The sequence below is a fragment of the Marivita sp. genome, assembly GCF_048006345.1.
In the GTDB taxonomy this organism is placed as follows: Bacteria; Pseudomonadota; Alphaproteobacteria; order Rhodobacterales; family Rhodobacteraceae; genus Marivita.
Map to the genome: position 1 here is coordinate 3,323,302 of NZ_CP180351.1, position 17,663 is coordinate 3,340,964.

The window sequence follows — 17,663 nt, forward strand, 5'->3', positions numbered from 1 at the left end:
TCAATTGCGGCAAGAATGGGGCAGCCAAAAGAACCGCTCCTTGGTGTGAAGAACTCGCAACAGACGGTTGGGTTCCGTGAGCATTGTTCAGGCATAGCGAATACCCGCGCTGGTATTCGCCAGCGCGGGACATGTTCAAAACGGGACGCGCGTATCAGTGGATCGCAGCGAAGTTTTGCGCTGGACCAATCGCGGCTGGTGGGGTGAACCGAAGGATCGGAATACCGCCGAGGTCTTCCACTTGGCGTCGGAATTTTCGCGGCTGTCCACCGATCAGATTCTGCACCATCGGGGCCAAGAGGCCGCGATCCTTGAGCTTTGCAGCCACGTTGTGGTCGGTTTCTGGCATGATGTAATGCGAAATTCCCGGTGCATTTGGAAACCGCAGAGCATGGGCCAGCTCGCGTTTTTCGTCGCCGTGGAAGATGTAATACTTGGTCGCGTTGGGCCGCAAAGCCTCGACTTTCGGAAAATGAAACGTCTTGATCTGCTTTCTGAAGTAGAACCAGCGATCCTCTTCCGGCACCTCTTCGGAGCACACAGAGAATTGCGGGGTAAACGCGATCACACGTTCGAAGTCGAAGAAGCGCGACAGGTGCAACGCCATGGTGCCACCCATCGAATTGCCGATTGCGATCACACGCTCGGCGTTCACATGTTCAGCCGTTGCCCGGATGCAGCACAGGATTTGATCGGCCATTCCATCGGCATTGAGCCAACTTCGCGACTTGTCACTGACGAACAGCACATGGTTCTGACGGCCAGCCGATGCAATGCCGGGAAATTCGGGTGGGGGTTCGATGTTCCTTTTCTTGCCGACGCCAGAAAAGCTTACAACAAGATCGGGCCCATCACCTTCGAGATATCTGATCCGCAGTGGACCCTTCTCGAAGAGCAAGGGAATTTCAGTTTCAGACATGATACCGACCCGCTTTCTTCTATGCACAACTAAGGATGCATACGGGGCGAACTGACCTATTTTTAGGCATCAATAAGGAGAATAAAGACCATTCCGTGGATCACCGCCTCGTTTGGAAACAGGTGGTCACAGTGCATCACGGAGCAATGCACGCACGAAAAAAGGCGCCGCATGTCTGCGACGCCTTTCCCCGAAACTTTGAAGGTGTCAGCCTTTTTTCAGGACTTCCCGACCCAACACTTCGGCAATCTGCACCGCGTTCAGGGCAGCGCCCTTGCGCAGGTTGTCGGACACGCACCAGAGGTTCAGGCCATTGTCGATGGTGCTGTCCTGACGGATGCGGCTGATGAAGGTGGCATAGTCGCCAACGCATTCGATCGGCGACACGTAGCCACCCGGTTCGCGCTTGTCGATCACCATGATCCCCGGCGCTTCGCGCAGGATGTCGCGGGCCTCGTCTTCGTCGAGATGATCTTCGAATTCGATGTTGATCGACTCGGAGTGGCCCACAAAGACCGGCACCCGCACACAGGTGGCCGTGACCTTGATCGACGGGTCGAGGATCTTTTTCGTCTCGACCATCATCTTCCATTCTTCCTTGGTCGACCCGTCTTCCATGAAAACGTCGATCTGCGGAATCACGTTGAAGGCGATCTGCTTCTGGAACTTGGCGGGGGGCACATCCGTCACCGGATTGTAGACCGCCTTTGTCTGGTCCCAAAGCTCGTCCATGCCTTCCTTGCCCGCGCCGGACACGGACTGGTAGGTGCTGACCACAACGCGCTTGATGCGGGCGCGGTCGTGCAGCGGCTTGAGCGCGACAACCATCTGCGCAGTCGAGCAGTTGGGGTTGGCGATGATGTTCTTCTTGGAATAGCCGTGGATCGCATCGGCATTGCATTCCGGCACGATCAGCGGAACGTCAGGGTCGTAGCGATAGAGCGACGAGTTGTCGATCACCACGCAGCCTGCCTTGGCCGAGATCGGCGCGTATTTCTTGGTCGCGTCGGAGCCGATGGCGAACAGGGCGATGTCCCAGCCCGTGAAATCAAACGTGTCGATATCCTGTGTCTTCAGCGTCTTGTCGCCAAAGCTGACCTCCGTGCCAAGCGACCGGCGCGACGCAAGCGCGGCGATCTCGTCAACGGGGAACTGGCGCTCGGCCAGAATGTTCAGCATTTCGCGGCCCACATTACCGGTGGCGCCTGCAACGACGACTCTGTAGCCCATTTGGCTCTCCTTTCACTTGCCAGCCTCCGCTGTCGTATCCGGCTGCTGGACTGAGCGTGGCTCTTACAGGACTTGCTGCGTCTGCGAAAGGGTGTTGCACAGAGCGATTGTCACAGGCTTTTTCGAGCGATTGCCAAGACCATTCAGACGCGGCTGAAAGCGTTTTTGCGAATTTTCTTGTCGGAACCCGGCCAGAGGCGTACCCTGATAGGCATTTAAGCACGAACCTTTTTTGGTCACATGTCACATTCAGAAACGCACCTCATCCTCGTGGTTCACGGGATCGGCGAACAATCCTGTGGGGAAACCGTCGATCAAGTTGTTGCCGGAGCGATTGCCCGGCATCCGTCACGCCCTGTCTCTGATCTTGCCGAGGCCCCGATATCGGTGCAATCCTCGCATCTTACGCTCACGGAACAGAACTTCGCAGAAGGCAGCGACGACCCGGTCCAGCCAGTGTTCACCTGTCACACGCACACATTGGAACCGGCAGGGCATGGCCAGCAACGCGCCGTCTTTGCCGAGGTCCACTGGTCAGATCTGTCCCCCGCGCCGAAGGGCGCCATCGCAACGATTCTCGATCTGCTGAAGCTGATTCTCGGCCTTGGCTATGTCGCCATGGACAATGTCGAGAACACCAAGACCTCTCTGTTCGACCGGGGCTTGGTGCATTTCTTCAACTGGGTGTTCTACGGTGGGATCGCGGTCATCAATGCGATGCTGTTGGTGGGCACGATTCTGGTTCTGGGGCATGATTACCTGCCCGGCGTCGGCTACCTGTCGGTTCTGGTGGCGAATGTCGGGTTGGGTGTCGGCCTATGGGCCTATCTGAAACATATCGGTGCGAGGAATCCCCGGTTTCTCATGACCGTGTTCCGGCAGGGGGTGCTGGTCTGGTCCGGGCTTGCGGCGCTGCTGCTGGCGTTGAGCGTGTTTGCGGCCGACGCGATGAGGGCACAGTTTCAATCCGTTTTCGCGGCCCTGCCTGACACGCTTACGTCGCAAAGCAAGGGCTGCGCGGCCTTTGCCGCCCTGCCCGATGCCTTCGGCGATGCGGTGCCGGTGGCGCAGGATTTCGGGATCGACAGCCTGTCCTGTTTCATCGAGGTGAACATCTTCGCGATGGGGCTGCTCTGGGTGCTTGCGGCGCTGTTGGTCGTGGTGTCTCTGGTCGGGTTCAAAGACACGCCCAAGCGCATCATTTATCCGTCGGTCTGTGGTGCGATGCTGATGTTCTGGTCGGTCTTCACGACGGGCTTCTGGCTCGTTTTGCAACAGCTTCTGGGTCAGTTCGACCGCACACATGCCAATTGCGCAGCGCTGATTGCGTCGCTTGGGGATGCTCCGTCCCTTGCCCAGATGACCAGCGATGGGCAGACCGCCTTTGGTCTTCTGTGCCTGCACATGGAGCAAGCGGTGGGAACGCTGGCGATTTCGGTGGCCTTCATGCTGTTGACGATTGCAGCCGCAGTGCTGGCCTATTTTGCGGGCGCACGGGTGATCGTGAACATCTGGGTGCGGGTGATCCTCGTGATTTTTCCAGTGGCGCTGGTCCTGATCCTGATCCTTGGCGGCGACATCTCTGGAAACTCGCAGACCGCCAATCCCTTTGCGCCGTTCCGCACCCTGTCGATCACCATCGCGCTTGGGGTGGCGCTGTTGATCTACAATTTCAACGAAACGGTTGCGGCGGCACTGGGTGTGGCGCGGGATGTGATCGTGTATCTGGTCCGGGCCGAATGCAAATGGACAGCGCCCCCGGATCAGCGAGAAGGGAATTACCCCCGCCGTGCGCTGATCGAAGCGCGGTTCGACCGGGTGTTCCTGTTCATGCTGAACGCGCTGGCCCCCGACAGGATCACGGTGATCAGCCATTCACAGGGAACGGTGGTCACCGCGCGATCCTTGCAGCGTTTGATGCCGGGGTTGGCCGCAACAGACCCCACGCTGCCGAGGCGGATTCGCCTGATCACGATGGGGTCACCGATTTCGCATATCTACGAGGAATATTTCCCCGAGAATTATCCGCTGACGCGCAGGGACATTTCGGAAGACTTGGTCTGGCACAATCTTTACCGGACAAAGGACTATGTCGGTCAGACGATCGGTACGACGGGCATCCCGCCGGGCAATGACCTTTGTGTCGGTGACGGCGGACACAGCCACTACTTCACAGATCAGCGCGTTTGGACGCTGCTGTGGGAACCGGTCGGGTTTCGGCTGTTCTCGATGCCGCCGGGGATGGTCGCGGTCAGCGACCGGGAATATCCGACCGGGCGGGCGCGGGAGCCCAATTCTCGATGATCCCGGCCGCCTCTTCGGCGGTTTCGACAAAGCGGAACAGATCGAGGTCTTCCGGGCTGATCGTGCCCGCGTCGGCCAACGCGTCCCAATTGATGATCTTCTCCCAGAAAGCCCGGCCAAACAGCAGGAACGGCACGCGCTGCATGCGGCCCGTCTGGATCAGGGTGAGGGATTCGAACATCTCGTCCAAGGTGCCGAACCCGCCGGGAAAGACGCAGATCGCACGGGCGCGCATCAGGAAGTGCATCTTGCGGATCGCGAAGTAGTGGAAGTTGAAGCACAGTTCGGGCGTGACGTATTCGTTCGGGGCCTGTTCGTGCGGCAGCACGATGTTGAGGCCGATGGACTTGCCACCCTCCTCAGCCGCGCCGCGATTTCCGGCCTCCATTACGCCGGGGCCACCGCCAGTGACAACGACGAATTCGCGGCCTTGGCTGTCGATGGATTTGCGGGTCATCAGCCGGGCAAAGCTGCGCGCCTCTTCGTAGAAATGCGACAGGTCCGCCAAGGTTTTGGTGCGCGCCTTGTCTGCTTCGGCCGGGCGCGGGATGCGGGCCCCTCCAAACAGAACGACCGTGCTTTCGATCTGGTGTTCGTCGAGCATCAGCTGCGGCTTGAGAAGTTCAAGCTGCAACCGCACCGGGCGCAGTTCTTCGCGGCACAGGAATTCATCATCCGCAAAAGCCAGCCTGTACGCCGGGGAACGCGTCTGAGCCGTGTCCGGCACATGCCGGGCCGCGCTGCGGTCAAGGCCAGCATCACGAAACGGGCTGTTGCGATGGTCTTTCATGTGGATCACTTCCTTGTTCGCCTGCTGTCAGACCTATAGCGTCCGGCTCAAAGTGACCAGAGAGGCGACGCCAAGCAATGGCAGGACGACATCAAAGCGGCAGAAGCGCGGATCACCGGCCATATCGTGGAAACGCCCGTGCTGCGCAGTGCGGCCTTCGGCCGGGACATCGCGCTCAAGCTCGAGCAGATGCAGCATACCGGCAGTTTCAAATGCCGGGGTGCGTTCAATACGCTGCTGGCGGCGGATGTGCCGGAAGCCGGTGTGGTGGCCGCATCCGGGGGCAATCACGGCGCAGCGGTGGCGTTTGCGGCCAGCCAGTTGGGGCACAGGGCGCGGATTTTTGTGCCCGAGATCGCAGGTCCGGCCAAGATCGGGTTGATCCAGCGCACGGGGGCCGAACTGACTGTTGTGCCTGGTGAATATGCTAACGCGCTTGAACTGGCCGAACGCGAAGCATCGGAAAGCGGCGCGATGCAGATCCACGCCTATGACGCACCGCTGACCGTCTCTGGTCAGGGCACGGTGATGTCCGAATGGGAACGGCAAGGTCTGGATGCGGACACTGTGCTGATTGCGGTGGGGGGCGGAGGGCTGATTGCCGGAGCGCTGGCGTGGCTGGGCGGCAGACGCAAGGTTGTCGCGGTCGAGCCGATGACCTCGTGCGCGCTGCACGCGGCGCTTGAGGCGGGCGCGCCGGTCGATGTTGCGGTGTCGGGTGTCGCGGCGAATGCGCTGGGTGCGCGGCGGATCGGACGCATCTGTTTTGATCTGGCCAAGGATGGCGGTGTCGAAAGCGTGCGTGTTCCTGATGGCGCGATCATCGAGGCGCAAAAGGCCCTTTGGCACGCGCATCGTCAATTGGTTGAACCGGCAGGGGCAACCGCTCTCGCCGCGCTGATGTCAGGGGCTTACGTTCCGGCGCCCAGCGAACGCGTTGCGGTTCTGGTCTGTGGTGGGAACATCGCGCCAGAGCCGGAGATTGCACTTCGGTGAACCGCAGCACCTGTCAGCAGGATGACAGCAGGCAGTACCGCACCATTCGGTAATTGCTCTGAAACCCCTGCCGCTCGACGGTGGACTTTGGCGAAGGGATGCCGAACAGATAGGCTCGGTGATAGTCTTTTGACGGATCGGCAAGCCACTCTGTCAACAGATCCGTATCGCGCATACATGCAGCGCTGTTCTTGCTCATGCCCATCCAGACACCACCCGACGGATCAATGGCGTCGAAGTGATGCAGACCTGATCCAGAGGCCTTGTTTGTCACCAATACCCAGTGATCGCCAAGCGACTTGTCGGAATGTTTGTCCTTGTAATCGACATGCGCCGCAACGACGCCGCCTGCCGCGATATGTCCTTCGGCGTGGTCGGTCGGGTTGGCGGGCAAAGGTTTGTCCCATTGACCGGCCCCAAATCGTTCGATGCTCATACCGAGCAGTGGTGCAAGGGTGAACGGGTTCAGACCATCTTTGGAATAGCAGTTGTTGTCCTTGGCGATCTTGTTGGCGTGGATCGGTGTGAGATCCTTGGCGAGTATGCCTTTGGGCCAAGACGATGTAGGACGGCCAATGCCCGTTGCCGCCATGGTCAGCACACACAGGAAACAGCCCTCCTGCGCGATGGATACATCCTTGCCGTCGCGTTGGTAGCCCAGCTTTTCCGATTCATAGGCGCCCTGATTATACGGCTGGAAGGCGGCATTGCCCAATGCGTCCTTAATTGGATTCATAACCGGACCGGAATCGACAGGATTGATGTTGCCCGGACCCACGGCACCCGTCAGCGCCGTCCACGTATTGCCCTTGGTATCGACCCGTCCGTCGCATCGTTCAAGCACCCACCACATGACCTTGTTCTGAAACTGCGCTACCGCGCTGCCGGTGATGGCGGCGGAGGCCGGATCGGGGTCTGGCATCAGAGACATGCCATCCGCGGCCAGGAGTCCCGCTGCGCCACAATGCTCGCGAAACTTGGAATTGCCGAAAATATGCAAATCGAGAAGGAAGCGGACTTCCTTAAGGTCGGTGGGAAGATTCACGCCGCCCAAGCCGACGGAACAGGTCAGATGCACCATACTCATGATTTTTCCCCCAAAATGGTCATTCAAAATATCTGAAAAATATGAAATCAGATTATCGCGGCTTTAGAACAGCGCAACTCTTTCTTGTCCTCAAACTGTCGTGCTGAGCCGTACTTCGGCTGATCAAAACGCGTCGTTGCCCCCAGCCCTGCGATTGCGTAAGGAGCATCGACCGAACAGCGAGGAGGCCATCATGGACATCACCAGCCTGGAAACAGCCATCGAAGCCGCGTGGGACGCGCGCGATACGATCACACCGTCCACCGGCGGGGAAACCCGCGAAGCGATCGAGGACACGCTGAACGCGCTGGACAGCGGGTCTCTGCGGGTTGCTGAAAAGCAGGAGGATGGCAGCTGGCATGTGAACCAGTGGGCCAAGAAGGCCGTGCTGCTTGGCTTCCGCATCAAGGACATGGAACAGCAGGACGGCGGCCCGCAGGGCGGCGGCTGGTGGGACAAGGTCGACAGCAAGTTCAAGGGTTGGGGCGACACCGAGTGGCGCACGGCAGGCTTCCGCGCGGTGCCGAACTGTGTGGTGCGCAAGTCGGCCTATATCGCGCCGGGTGTGGTGCTGATGCCGTCTTTCGTGAACCTTGGGGCCTATGTTGACTCGGGAACCATGGTCGACACATGGGCGACCGTGGGATCCTGCGCGCAGATCGGAAAGAACGTGCATCTGTCGGGTGGCGTGGGTATTGGCGGCGTGCTGGAGCCGATGCAGGCCGGTCCGACCATCATCGAAGACAACTGCTTTATCGGTGCCCGTTCCGAAGTGGTCGAGGGCTGCATCGTGCGCGAAGGTTCGGTTCTGGGCATGGGCGTCTTCATCGGCCAGTCGACCAAGATCGTCGACCGCGAAACCGGCGAAGTGATGTATGGCGAAGTGCCGCCCTACTCGGTCGTGGTGGCCGGGTCGATGCCGTCGAAGAACGGCATCAACCTCTATTGTGCAGTGATCGTGAAGCGGGTGGACGAGCGGACGCGGTCCAAGACCGGCATCAACGAGCTGCTGCGCGATTGAACCTGGCGGTGCGTGCCAGCACGCACCCTACGTTGTCTTGGCGGGCTTCTCACCAACAGGGCCGCCCGCCTTTTTCCAGCCCCCGAACCCGTCGGTGATGTGGCTGACATTCTCAAGCCCCATCTCCTGCGCGACTTTCGCAGAGAGGGCGGATCGCCAGCCTGACGCGCAATAAAACACGAACCGATTGCCGGTCTGGAACTGCGGTTTGGCGTAGGGGCTGTCCGGGTCGATCCAGAATTCCAGCATGCCGCGCGGGCAGTGGAACGCACCTGGGATCATGCCTTCACGTTCCAACTCGCGCGGATCGCGCAGATCGACAAAAGTCACCCCGTCTTGGCCGTGCAGCTCCATCATCTCGGATGCAGGCGCGTGATCGACCACTTCGTTCGCGGCTGCCACCATGTCTTTGACCGATTTCATATCGTCCCTCCCTGTTTGCCCGGCAGTATGACCAGCAATGGCGCGGCAACAACCCTCGACGCGCAGCGGGTTTCATGGCAGATGCGGGGCACATTGATCAGACAGGCCGCAGAATGAGCGATACCCCAAAGAAACCCAAAAAACCGCATGCGGTTTACACCCTTGTGGTCGAGGTCGGTCGCAAGTCTGGCGATGGCCTGCCCAAAGGGGCCACGGGGGCGGCGCTGATGTGCTACGCGTCCGGCGTCGACGAAGCCGAAGCGGTGCGCGAAACCGTGGCGATCCTGAAACAGGCGGACATGGCGCCGCTGGATGTGACAGGCTACGGCACGCTGGAAGAGCGCAAGGAACAGGGCCACGAGATCGAACCCGACGAGATCGAACTGATGCAAAAGGCGCTGGACGAAAACGCGGTGATCGTCGCGCAGGTCACGCCCTTTTTCGGCGATGAAGACCGCGATTAGGCGGCGCGTGCCTCAGCCAGTGTGATCGCCTCGAAGGCGCGCAGCACCTGATACCCGGCGCGGTGATGCTCGGGCAGAATCGCGCGGGACAGGTCGCTGAGCACCGAAGCCGAGAGCAGCGCCTTGTCGCGGCGCATCCGACCGATATAGAGGGTTTCCAAGGCGGCATCCGGAATTCGAACCGCGTCATGATGCGGCAAGAGCACCTGATGATAGGTGACAAAGCGCGGAGCCGGTTCGAAGTGACCAGCATAGCCATTGACCAGAGCGGAGGCGGGGATCAGCACTTGTTCGCGGCCAAACAGGTATTCGACCTCGGGACCGCTGACCAAGAGACGCTGGTGCCGCGACACCACCACATCCTGCGTCAGCCCGAAATAGGGCGCCCGCAAGCGCACCGGACGGAACGAGCCCAGCGCCGGGACAGTGCGCGATACAGCATGCAGCACCGGAACCAGCTTGCCATTTGCCGAACGCACCACGTCGCCCTGTTGCAGCGTCATGGCCAGACGCACACCTTGCGCCGTTTCGATGGGGACAGATGGCGCCAGCGTCGGCATGGGGCCGACGGGTTCAATGTCCGTCGACAACGCCACGAAAATCACATCTGGGTCGATGTCTGTCAGGCCCTTGGGGTGGGCCAGTGCGACGAGGTCGGCCAGCAACGGGGCGCGTTTCATGACGAAGTGCCGGATCAGGACATGTTCGGTTTCAGGGCGTGCGACGACCATGCGCCCGAGTTGTTTTTCTACGTCCCAGCTGATCGTCACCTGCAACGTATCGGTCCGCGCCTCGCGACCGCGTTCAACCACCTCGTGTACCACGTCTTCGCCTTGGGCAATGACCAGGACAAGGCTGCCGTGAGGCGTGGACATCAGCGAAAAGCTGCAAACCTGGGTGCCTTCACGCTTGTAGCTGAGAAGTGTCTGGGGGCGTCCATCCGGGGACAGTCGGGTTTCCAGAACGATCGACCCTTGTGGAACACAGGCGCGAGGTCGTCGGTCAAGGATGTCCTCAACCTCTTCGCGCAGCCATGGCGCGCGCTTTTCGCAATCCAAAAGCGCAAACCAACTCATGCGGCGGCTCCGAACAACATCTGCGCTTCGTGTTTCTTGAGGATCTGGCGGGCTGCAACGCCATAGCCCTGGCCTGTTTCGGGATCGAGTTCGGGAAAGAGAACTCACGATCTCTTCGATGATGTCCTCTTCAAAGGCGTCGAGCGTTTGAGGGCCGGGCAAGAAGCTTTCGGTCGCCAAACCGTTGGACAGGATGATCTCGTGCTGATCGAACAGCAGATGCACATAGGTGACGGTGCCGCCCTCTACGGTCTGTACGGTGCGCCCGTTGACCAGATGCTTGGCGGCGACAAGCACTTCGGGTGTACCGAACACCAGATCCGCCAAAGGATCGCGCACCAGAATGCGGTGCTGGGGCGACAGCATCAATGCCCCGTGGTTGCCGAATGTTCTTGCCGCCACACGCACAGGTGCAAACGCGCCAACGGCCGCGACAGTGCGCTGGCCGCTCCAGCGCAGCGGTTGCAAGCCGTGATCCATCGTCCAGACCAGATCATCCGGGCGCAGGTCTTCGACACGACGGGGACCAAGCTCTGTTTCGATCAGCGTGCCTGCCACGAAACAGGGCACCGTTGCGATCGTGACAAAACCGGTGTCGATTTCACCAGTGCTGCTTGCGACATCATAGGTGAAGTTGACAGTTTCGAAATCGCCATCCGAGGTCACCGACAGCGTGCCATCAGCGTTCAGCGTGACGACCTGACCGGTGCCCAGCGTGACGCTGTCACCCGCGCTGACGGCGATGCCATTGATATGCGTAATGAACATCACACCGCCGGTCAGGTTGATGTCATTGTCGAGTACGTCGAGAACCTTGGTCCGGTTCGTGAACATGCTGACGATGTCGGACCGTGCAACAAGTTCGGTCTGAACCGAGTCCGCGGCGATCAAAAGGTTCGAGTCGTAGTTCGCATCGCCCACATCGGCGATCCCGATGCGGATCGAATTCACCTCGCCGGGATTGACCAGCATTGTCATCGTCAGGGTAACGGTAAACCCGTCCATTTCGGTGTTGTAGTCGTCGCCCGTGTTGTCCTTGAACAGGTTGACGTTCGCGGTCGTGTTGAGGTTCGCCGGGTCAACATCCCCGTCGCCGGCAACGATGTCGACCTGTTGACCGTTGATCCAAACGCCGACGAAATCCTGATAGATGGAGTTCGTGAATTCCGGGTATTCCTCGGACGAAAAGACGAAGCGCATCGTCATAACGTCATTTTCGGGGATGAAGTCGATGTCGAGGTAACTGGCGTCGTATGTGTTGGTCCCGGCGGCCGCGTTGAAATCCGGGTTGTTGTTCTGGCCGCCGCTGCTCGTTGTTGTGGAACCGCTGCGGTTAGGATCACCCCCGCTTTGTGTGAACGCCCTGACCTGTCCAGTCGACAGGATGACGCCAGAATCCGACGGTGTGACACCCGGTGCCAATGCATCGCCATTGCTGTAGATCGCGGAAGACCGACTGTCACCGCTGTAGCTGGCGCCCACAACTGTTGCGCCCGATCCAAAGATTGCGTTTGCCATCGCAAGCGCGCTGGCACCTGTATTGTATGTAAGCTCGGCGCCTGTTGCCATTTTTGCCTCGATGAGACCCAAGGCATGTTCCAGACACGGATGACTGATCGACCGATGTTTTCACCGTGCCGACCCCGTGGACTGACTGCTGCTCTGCCTCGAGCCATTTTTATCTTTGTTGCTCAATAGCTAATACGAAAGAGAGTGATGTGTCATCCTTTCGATAGCGTCGACACCAAAAGGACAGGCGGCAATTGAGTCCTTTTCGTCACATTTGCCTCTGCCGGCAGTTGACGTTAGCCAAGGTCAGGCACTGAACAGAGGGCAAATCCGATGACACCGACCGATCCCGTAGACCTGACCGCAGCGCTTGTGCGCTGCCCCTCGGTAACGCCCGAAGAAGGTGGCGCGCTGGTCTTGCTGCAAGATTTGCTGGAGGGTGCCGGGTTCACATGCACCCGCGTCGATCGGGGTGGGGTGTCCAACCTGTTTGCCCGTTGGGGCGACAAGGGCCATGCCCGGACGTTTGGCTTCAACGGGCACACCGATGTCGTGCCGCTGGGCAATCCGGACGCGTGGACGATGCCGCCCTTCGGGGCCGAGATCAAAGACGGAATGCTGTACGGGCGCGGGTCCACCGACATGAAATCGGGCGTCGCTGCCTTTGCTGCCGCTGCGGTGGATTTCGTCCGCGACACACCCCCGGACGGCGCGGTGATCCTGACCATTACAGGCGACGAGGAGGGCGATGCGATTGACGGCACGATGGCGTTGCTCGACTGGATGGAAACCCATGATGAGCAGATGAGCGTGTGTCTGGTCGGCGAACCCACCAGCCCGGATCACATGGGTCAGATGATGAAAATCGGGCGACGCGGGTCGATGAATGCGTGGTTCACGGTGACTGGCAAACAGGGCCATTCCGCCTATCCGCACCGCGCCCTAAACCCGATGCCCGCCATCGCGCGTCTGATGGACCGGCTGGCCTCGCACGAGTTGGATCAGGGCACCGACCATTTCGATGCGTCGACACTGGCGGTGGTGACCATCGACACAGGCAATGCGGCAACCAACGTGATCCCCGCCGAGACACGCGCCTGCATCAACATCCGGTTCAATGACATCCATACGGGTGAGGGCCTGTCCTACTGGCTGCGCGACGAGGCGGCCAAGGTGGATGCCGAATTCGGCACCAAGACCGAGGTGAAGATCAAGATCTCTGGCGAAGCGTTCCTGACCCCGCCGGGGCCTCTGTCCGATCTGGTGGCCAAGGCCGTTGCGGCGGAAACCGGCGTAGCGCCAGAGCTGTCCACGACCGGCGGTACTTCGGACGCGCGGTTCGTCAAGAACCACTGCCCGGTGGTCGAATTCGGCCTTGTCGGCAAAACCATGCACGCGGTCGATGAACGGGTCGAGGTGGCGCAGATTCACCAGCTTAAGGCGATCTACACCCGCATCCTTCAGGACTATTTTGCACAATGACCGTGACCGTCTCGAGGGTCGCGGACCCGACCGACTGTTATGCGGTTCGGTACGACGTGTTCGTTCAGGAGCAGAAAGTTCCTGTCGAGTTGGAGCGTGACGAACTTGACGCCACTGCGATCCACTTGCTGGCAACAGACAACGGCTCGCCGGTTGGCGCGGCCCGGATCGTAATCAACGGCGACACTGGCAAGATTGGGCGCGTCTGTGTTTTGCGTGATCGTCGCCACAACGGGATTGGCTCAACCCTGATGTGCGAGACTCTGGAAATCCTGCGCGACATGCCCGGCATCGCCCGCGCCGCCCTTGGTGCGCAGATCGACGCTTTGGGGTTCTATGAAAAGCTGGGCTTCACCGCCTATGGTGCAGTGTTCGACGATGCAGGGATCGACCATCGGATGATGGAGCTGCGCTTCGACACCTGACGCGACTTTCGCCATGACGCGCCAGATTGCCCGTGCTACCTGATGCACATGAGCAAACTGCCGAGCAAGGCGGACATCCTCGACTGGATCGCCGCCAACCCGACCCTCACCGCGAAACGCGACATTGCCAAGGCTTTTGGCATCAAAGGTGCCGCGCGGATCGACCTCAAGCGCCTGCTGAAAGAGCTGGAGGCCGAAGGTCATCTTGAAAAGCGCAAGAAGACCTACCGCGACCCGGATCGTTTGCCGCCCGTGAGCGTGTTGCAGGTGAAGGCACCGACGCCGGACGGCGATCTCTATGCCCGTGCGTTGGAATGGCACGGCGAAGGGGTAGAACCGATCATCCTCGTGATCCCGCGCGCCTCGGACCCGGCTTTGGGCGAAGGGGACCGCATCCTTGCGCGCCTGCAGGTGGTGCATGAAGAAGACCACAATTACGAGGCGCGGCTCATCCGCCGCATCGGCTCGAACCCGCGCAAGGTTGTGGGCATCTTTGCCAAATCCTCGGAAGGCGGGCGGATCAAGCCGATCGACAAAGGGTCGGACAAGGAATGGATGGTTGCGCCAGACGCGACGGGCGGGGCCAAGGATGGCGAATTGGTCGAGGCGGAACAGGCCGGGCCAGCGGGCCGCATGGGCCTGCCGCGCGCGCGGATCATCGAACGGCTGGGTGACCCAAGCGCACCGCGCGCGGTGTCGCTGATCGCGATTCACCAGCACGGCATCCCCGACAGTTTCCCCGACGATGTGATCGTCGAGGCGGACGCGATGAAACCGGCTGGCCTTTCGGGTCGGACCGACATGCGGGACATGCCGCTGATCACCATCGATCCGATAGATGCACGCGACCGCGACGATGCCTGCCTCGCCTATCCAGACGATGATCCGAAGAACGAGGGCGGCCACGTGATCTGGGTCGCCATCGCGGATGTGGCGCATTACGTGACCTCTGGATCTGCGCTCGACCAAGAGGCGCGCAAGCGCGGCAATTCCAGCTATTTCCCAGACCGCGTGGTGCCGATGTTGCCCGACCGTCTGTCTGGCGATCTGTGTTCGCTGCACGAAGGGGTGCCGCGGGCTTGTGTTGCGGTGCGCATGGTGATCGACGCGCATGGCAACAAGCTCAGCCACAGCTTTCAGCGCGGGCTGATGCGGTCGGTCGCGTCGCTCGATTATCGCACTGTGCAAGACGCGATGGACGGCACACCGAACGACAAGACGGCGCCCTTGATGGACGACGTGATCCGCCCGCTTTACGCCGCCTATGCCGCGCTGCGCGAGGCGCGGAACCGGCGTCAGCCGCTCGACCTCGACCTGCCCGAACGCAAGATCGTTCTGGCCGAGGATGGCACAGTGCAGTCGGTCAACTTTGCAGAACGGCTCGACGCACACCGACTGATCGAAGAATTCATGGTGCTCGCCAATGTCTGCGCTGCCGAAACCCTGATCGCCAAACGCACGCCGCTTCTCTTCCGCGTGCACGAAGAACCGCCGCCCGAGAAGATGGAAAGCTTGCGTGAAACCGCCGAGGCGGCGGGGCTGACGCTGGCCAAGGGCCAGGTGCTCAAGACCTCGCAACTCAACCGCCTGCTGCATGACGCCGCTGGATCGGACGAGGCGGAAATGATCAACCTCGCCACGCTGCGGTCCATGACGCAGGCCTATTACAACCCCGAGAATTTCGGGCATTTCGGCCTCGCGCTTCAGAACTACGCGCATTTCACATCGCCCATCCGGCGCTATTCCGACCTGATCGTGCACCGCGCCCTGATCAAGGCGCATGGCTGGGGCGATGACGGCCTGACGCCCGAGGATATCGAGCGACTGGAAGCCACCGCGCAGCACATCAGCGACACGGAGCGTCGGTCCATGATGGCCGAACGCGACACCACGGACCGCTATCTCGCGGCCTTCCTGTCTGATCGCATCGGCGCGGAATTCGCCGGGCGGATCAGCGGCATCGCGCGCTTTGGCGTCTTCGTGAAGCTGGACGAAACCGGGGCCGATGGTTTGATCCCGATCCGGTCCCTGGGCAGCGAATACTTCCATTTCGACGCCGATGCCGGAACGCTGATGGGGTCCGACACCGGCGTGATGATCGGCCTTGGCCAGCGCGTGACTGTCAAACTGGTCGAAGCAGCGCCCGTGACCGGGGGCATCGCTTTGGAGCTGCTGACATTGCAGAATGCCGAACTGCCCGGCGGGTCAGGCAAGGGCCGCATGGGGCACCGAACACGCCCCAAGGGCAAGGGTGGGCCGAAACGCAAAGTGGCCAAGGCGAAGAAGAAAGACGCCAAGACCAAACGCAAGGTCACGCGGCAGCGGCGGAACGGGTGAATTTCGGATAGAGTGCAGCGCGTCCGCGCTGGATATACCCCATCAGCGTTTCATTGCCCCGCACAGCGCGACGGATCGCGGTATCTGCGGGCAACCCGGCCAACATGCTGAGCACCGGCACCGCAATTGTGTCGGGGGCTGTCGGATGATCGGCCAGCAGGAAGCTTTTGTCCCAAAGCAGGTCGGTCAGACAGTCAAGGTCCGGGGTCACGCATTGCATGCGCTGGTCCTCTGTCATTCGGGCAAAACCCTGCCCTTTCAGGCCATTCCGCACCTGCCGCCGGACTATATTGGCGATGAAGGGGCGCATCGGAGACGGAATACTGCCAAAGGCAACGGGCACCAGCTTGGCCCAGCAGCGATCATCCAACCACCGATCATGCGCCACTGCGACGCGCAAATGTTCCTCGATCATGCGGATCAGGGCATGACCCAGCACCCGGTCCTTGGACGACAGTCCGGGATAGAAATCCGCACCGCGCTTTTCCAGATAGGTCTGGATGAACCCGCTTTCCGGTATCACGCCTTCCGGTGTGCGCAGAGCAGGCAAACGGCCAATCGGGGCCTCTGAGGGCGTGTTTGCGTATTCGGGCCGCCAGTCTTCGCCCGACATGTCCAACTGGATCATGGACTTGACGCAGAACGGGCTGAGGCTGGGTTCGTCAAAGCCTTCTGGATAGGTGATGAGTGTGAGCATGTGTGTCTCCAAGTCAGTGCTGCTTCAGAAGTAGCGCGGCACACTGTCAGTTTTTGTCAGCATGCTGTAGAAAGTTTGGCATAGTAGAAAGCTCGGGATATGAGCCGCACCCATCGCCTGTTCCAATTGATGCAAGCCCTGCGCAATCTGCCCGCCCCTGTGACAGCGGCGCAGTTGGCTGATGCGACCAGCGTGTCCCCGCGGACGCTCTACCGCGACATCGACACGCTGCGCGAACTTGGCGCCGTGATCGACGGGGAAGCGGGGTTTGGCTACACCCTGATCGAAGACGCGCATCTGCCTCCGCTCGGTTTCAAGGATGACGAACTGGAAGCGCTTGTGCTCGGGCTCCGCGAGGTGGCCGCTGTGGGTGACCCGGCACTGGCCGACGCGGCCCGGAGCGCCCTGACCAAGCTGCGCGCGCGACTGCCAGAGCGGCAGGCGCACCGGCTGCGCCATTCGGTTCTGGTGGCGCACCGGTTCCATCCGCCTGCCCTGCCGGCAATTGATTCAGGCACTTTGCGCGAGGCCTGTTGGGACGAGCGGATCGTCGGCTTTGCCTATACTGACAAAAACGGCGCATCCACCCAACGCGAGGTGAAACCGCTGAGCATCATGTTGTTCGATCAATCGCATTGTCTGCTGGCGTGGTGCCTCACACGCGATGATTACCGGGCATTCCGGTTGGATCGCATGTCAGACCTGCACGTGACCGACCGTTCGTTCCGCCCAGGACGGGTGCCGTTGCTCAAGACCTACCTCGACAATCTGAATGAAGCGGCAGGAGACCGCTTGGTGCGCTTTTGATCCCTTCGCAAAAAGCCCGAGTCGCGCTAGGGTTGAGAAAAGTCCGGCAAACGGACACGAGCAGCAGAGGTTGAAGACATGCGGTATCTGGTGATC

14 protein-coding genes and 1 pseudogene are annotated in these 17,663 nt (G+C 60.6%); 8 read left to right on the top strand and 7 right to left on the bottom strand.

Going from position 1 to position 17,663, the window contains the following annotated elements; all coding sequences use genetic code 11:
• Positions 1-154 precede the first annotated feature (154 nt).
• Positions 155-919: an alpha/beta fold hydrolase gene (locus tag ACMVPR_RS16320; RefSeq protein ID WP_416883738.1), complete on the bottom strand. Its 765-nt coding sequence runs from the start codon at positions 917-919 to the stop codon at positions 155-157.
• Positions 920-1,126: 207 nt separating this feature from the next.
• Positions 1,127-2,149: an aspartate-semialdehyde dehydrogenase gene (locus ACMVPR_RS16325; RefSeq protein ID WP_416883739.1), complete on the bottom strand. Its 1,023-nt coding sequence runs from the start codon at positions 2,147-2,149 to the stop codon at positions 1,127-1,129.
• Between the two features lie 240 nt (positions 2,150-2,389).
• Here ACMVPR_RS16325 and ACMVPR_RS16330 point away from each other — a divergent pair, with 240 nt between their 5' ends.
• Positions 2,390-4,453 carry a hypothetical protein gene (locus tag ACMVPR_RS16330; RefSeq protein ID WP_416883740.1) on the top strand — a complete coding sequence of 688 codons (2,064 nt, stop codon included), beginning with the start codon at positions 2,390-2,392 and terminating at the stop codon, positions 4,451-4,453.
• Here ACMVPR_RS16330 and ACMVPR_RS16335 read toward each other — a convergent pair.
• Positions 4,401-5,243, bottom strand: a complete 843-nt coding sequence (locus ACMVPR_RS16335) for a TIGR00730 family Rossman fold protein (protein WP_292264358.1) — start codon at positions 5,241-5,243, stop codon at positions 4,401-4,403. The two genes, ACMVPR_RS16330 and ACMVPR_RS16335, sit on opposite strands and share 53 nt — an antisense overlap.
• A 78-nt stretch (positions 5,244-5,321) precedes the next feature.
• On the opposite strand from ACMVPR_RS16335, the pseudogene ACMVPR_RS16340 reads away from it, so the two are divergent.
• A pseudogene (locus tag ACMVPR_RS16340) lies at positions 5,322-6,239 on the top strand (threonine/serine dehydratase); the annotation flags it as partial.
• A 13-nt stretch (positions 6,240-6,252) separates the two neighbouring features.
• On the opposite strand, the gene ACMVPR_RS16345 reads toward ACMVPR_RS16340, so the two are convergent.
• On the bottom strand, positions 6,253-7,326 hold the full coding sequence (locus tag ACMVPR_RS16345; RefSeq protein ID WP_416883741.1) for a hypothetical protein: 1,074 nt from the start codon (positions 7,324-7,326) through the stop codon (positions 6,253-6,255).
• A 193-nt stretch (positions 7,327-7,519) separates the two neighbouring features.
• Here ACMVPR_RS16345 and dapD point away from each other — a divergent pair, with 193 nt between their 5' ends.
• Positions 7,520-8,347, top strand: a complete 828-nt coding sequence (gene dapD, locus ACMVPR_RS16350; RefSeq protein WP_292264356.1) for a 2,3,4,5-tetrahydropyridine-2,6-dicarboxylate N-succinyltransferase — start codon at positions 7,520-7,522, stop codon at positions 8,345-8,347.
• A 27-nt stretch (positions 8,348-8,374) separates the two neighbouring features.
• Here the strand turns inward: dapD and ACMVPR_RS16355 are convergent, their stop codons facing one another.
• Positions 8,375-8,770: a rhodanese-like domain-containing protein gene (locus ACMVPR_RS16355; protein ID WP_416883742.1), complete on the bottom strand. Its 396-nt coding sequence runs from the start codon at positions 8,768-8,770 to the stop codon at positions 8,375-8,377.
• Positions 8,771-8,883: 113 nt separating this feature from the next.
• On the opposite strand from ACMVPR_RS16355, the gene ACMVPR_RS16360 reads away from it, so the two are divergent.
• Entirely contained in the window at positions 8,884-9,234 is a 351-nt protein-coding gene (locus ACMVPR_RS16360) for a hypothetical protein (protein WP_416883743.1), read from the top strand.
• Here the strand turns inward: ACMVPR_RS16360 and ACMVPR_RS16365 are convergent.
• Entirely contained in the window at positions 9,231-11,828 is a 2,598-nt protein-coding gene (locus ACMVPR_RS16365; RefSeq protein ID WP_416883744.1) for a Hint domain-containing protein, read from the bottom strand. The two genes, ACMVPR_RS16360 and ACMVPR_RS16365, sit on opposite strands and share 4 nt — an antisense overlap.
• A 324-nt stretch (positions 11,829-12,152) precedes the next feature.
• Between ACMVPR_RS16365 and dapE the strand changes: the two genes are divergently transcribed.
• The 3 genes from dapE to rnr are packed head-to-tail and all read left to right on the top strand — an operon-like array spanning position 12,153 to position 16,063.
• On the top strand, positions 12,153-13,301 hold the full coding sequence (dapE, locus tag ACMVPR_RS16370) for a succinyl-diaminopimelate desuccinylase (RefSeq protein ID WP_416883745.1): 1,149 nt from the start codon (positions 12,153-12,155) through the stop codon (positions 13,299-13,301).
• Entirely contained in the window at positions 13,298-13,726 is a 429-nt protein-coding gene (locus ACMVPR_RS16375; RefSeq protein WP_416883746.1) for a GNAT family N-acetyltransferase, read from the top strand. Before dapE ends, ACMVPR_RS16375 begins: the two co-directional genes overlap by 4 nt.
• A gap of 48 nt (positions 13,727-13,774) precedes the next feature.
• Positions 13,775-16,063, top strand: coding sequence for a ribonuclease R (gene rnr, locus ACMVPR_RS16380; protein WP_416883747.1), 2,289 nt, complete (start codon positions 13,775-13,777; stop codon positions 16,061-16,063).
• Here the strand turns inward: rnr and ACMVPR_RS16385 are convergent.
• Complete coding sequence (locus ACMVPR_RS16385; protein ID WP_416883748.1) at positions 16,038-16,760, bottom strand: glutathione S-transferase family protein; 723 nt, start codon at positions 16,758-16,760, stop codon at positions 16,038-16,040. The genes rnr and ACMVPR_RS16385 overlap by 26 nt on opposite strands.
• 99 nt (positions 16,761-16,859) lie before the next feature.
• Between ACMVPR_RS16385 and ACMVPR_RS16390 the strand changes: the two genes are divergently transcribed.
• Positions 16,860-17,567, top strand: coding sequence for a helix-turn-helix transcriptional regulator (locus ACMVPR_RS16390; RefSeq protein WP_416883749.1), 708 nt, complete (start codon positions 16,860-16,862; stop codon positions 17,565-17,567).
• Positions 17,568-17,663: the final 96 nt, after the last annotated feature.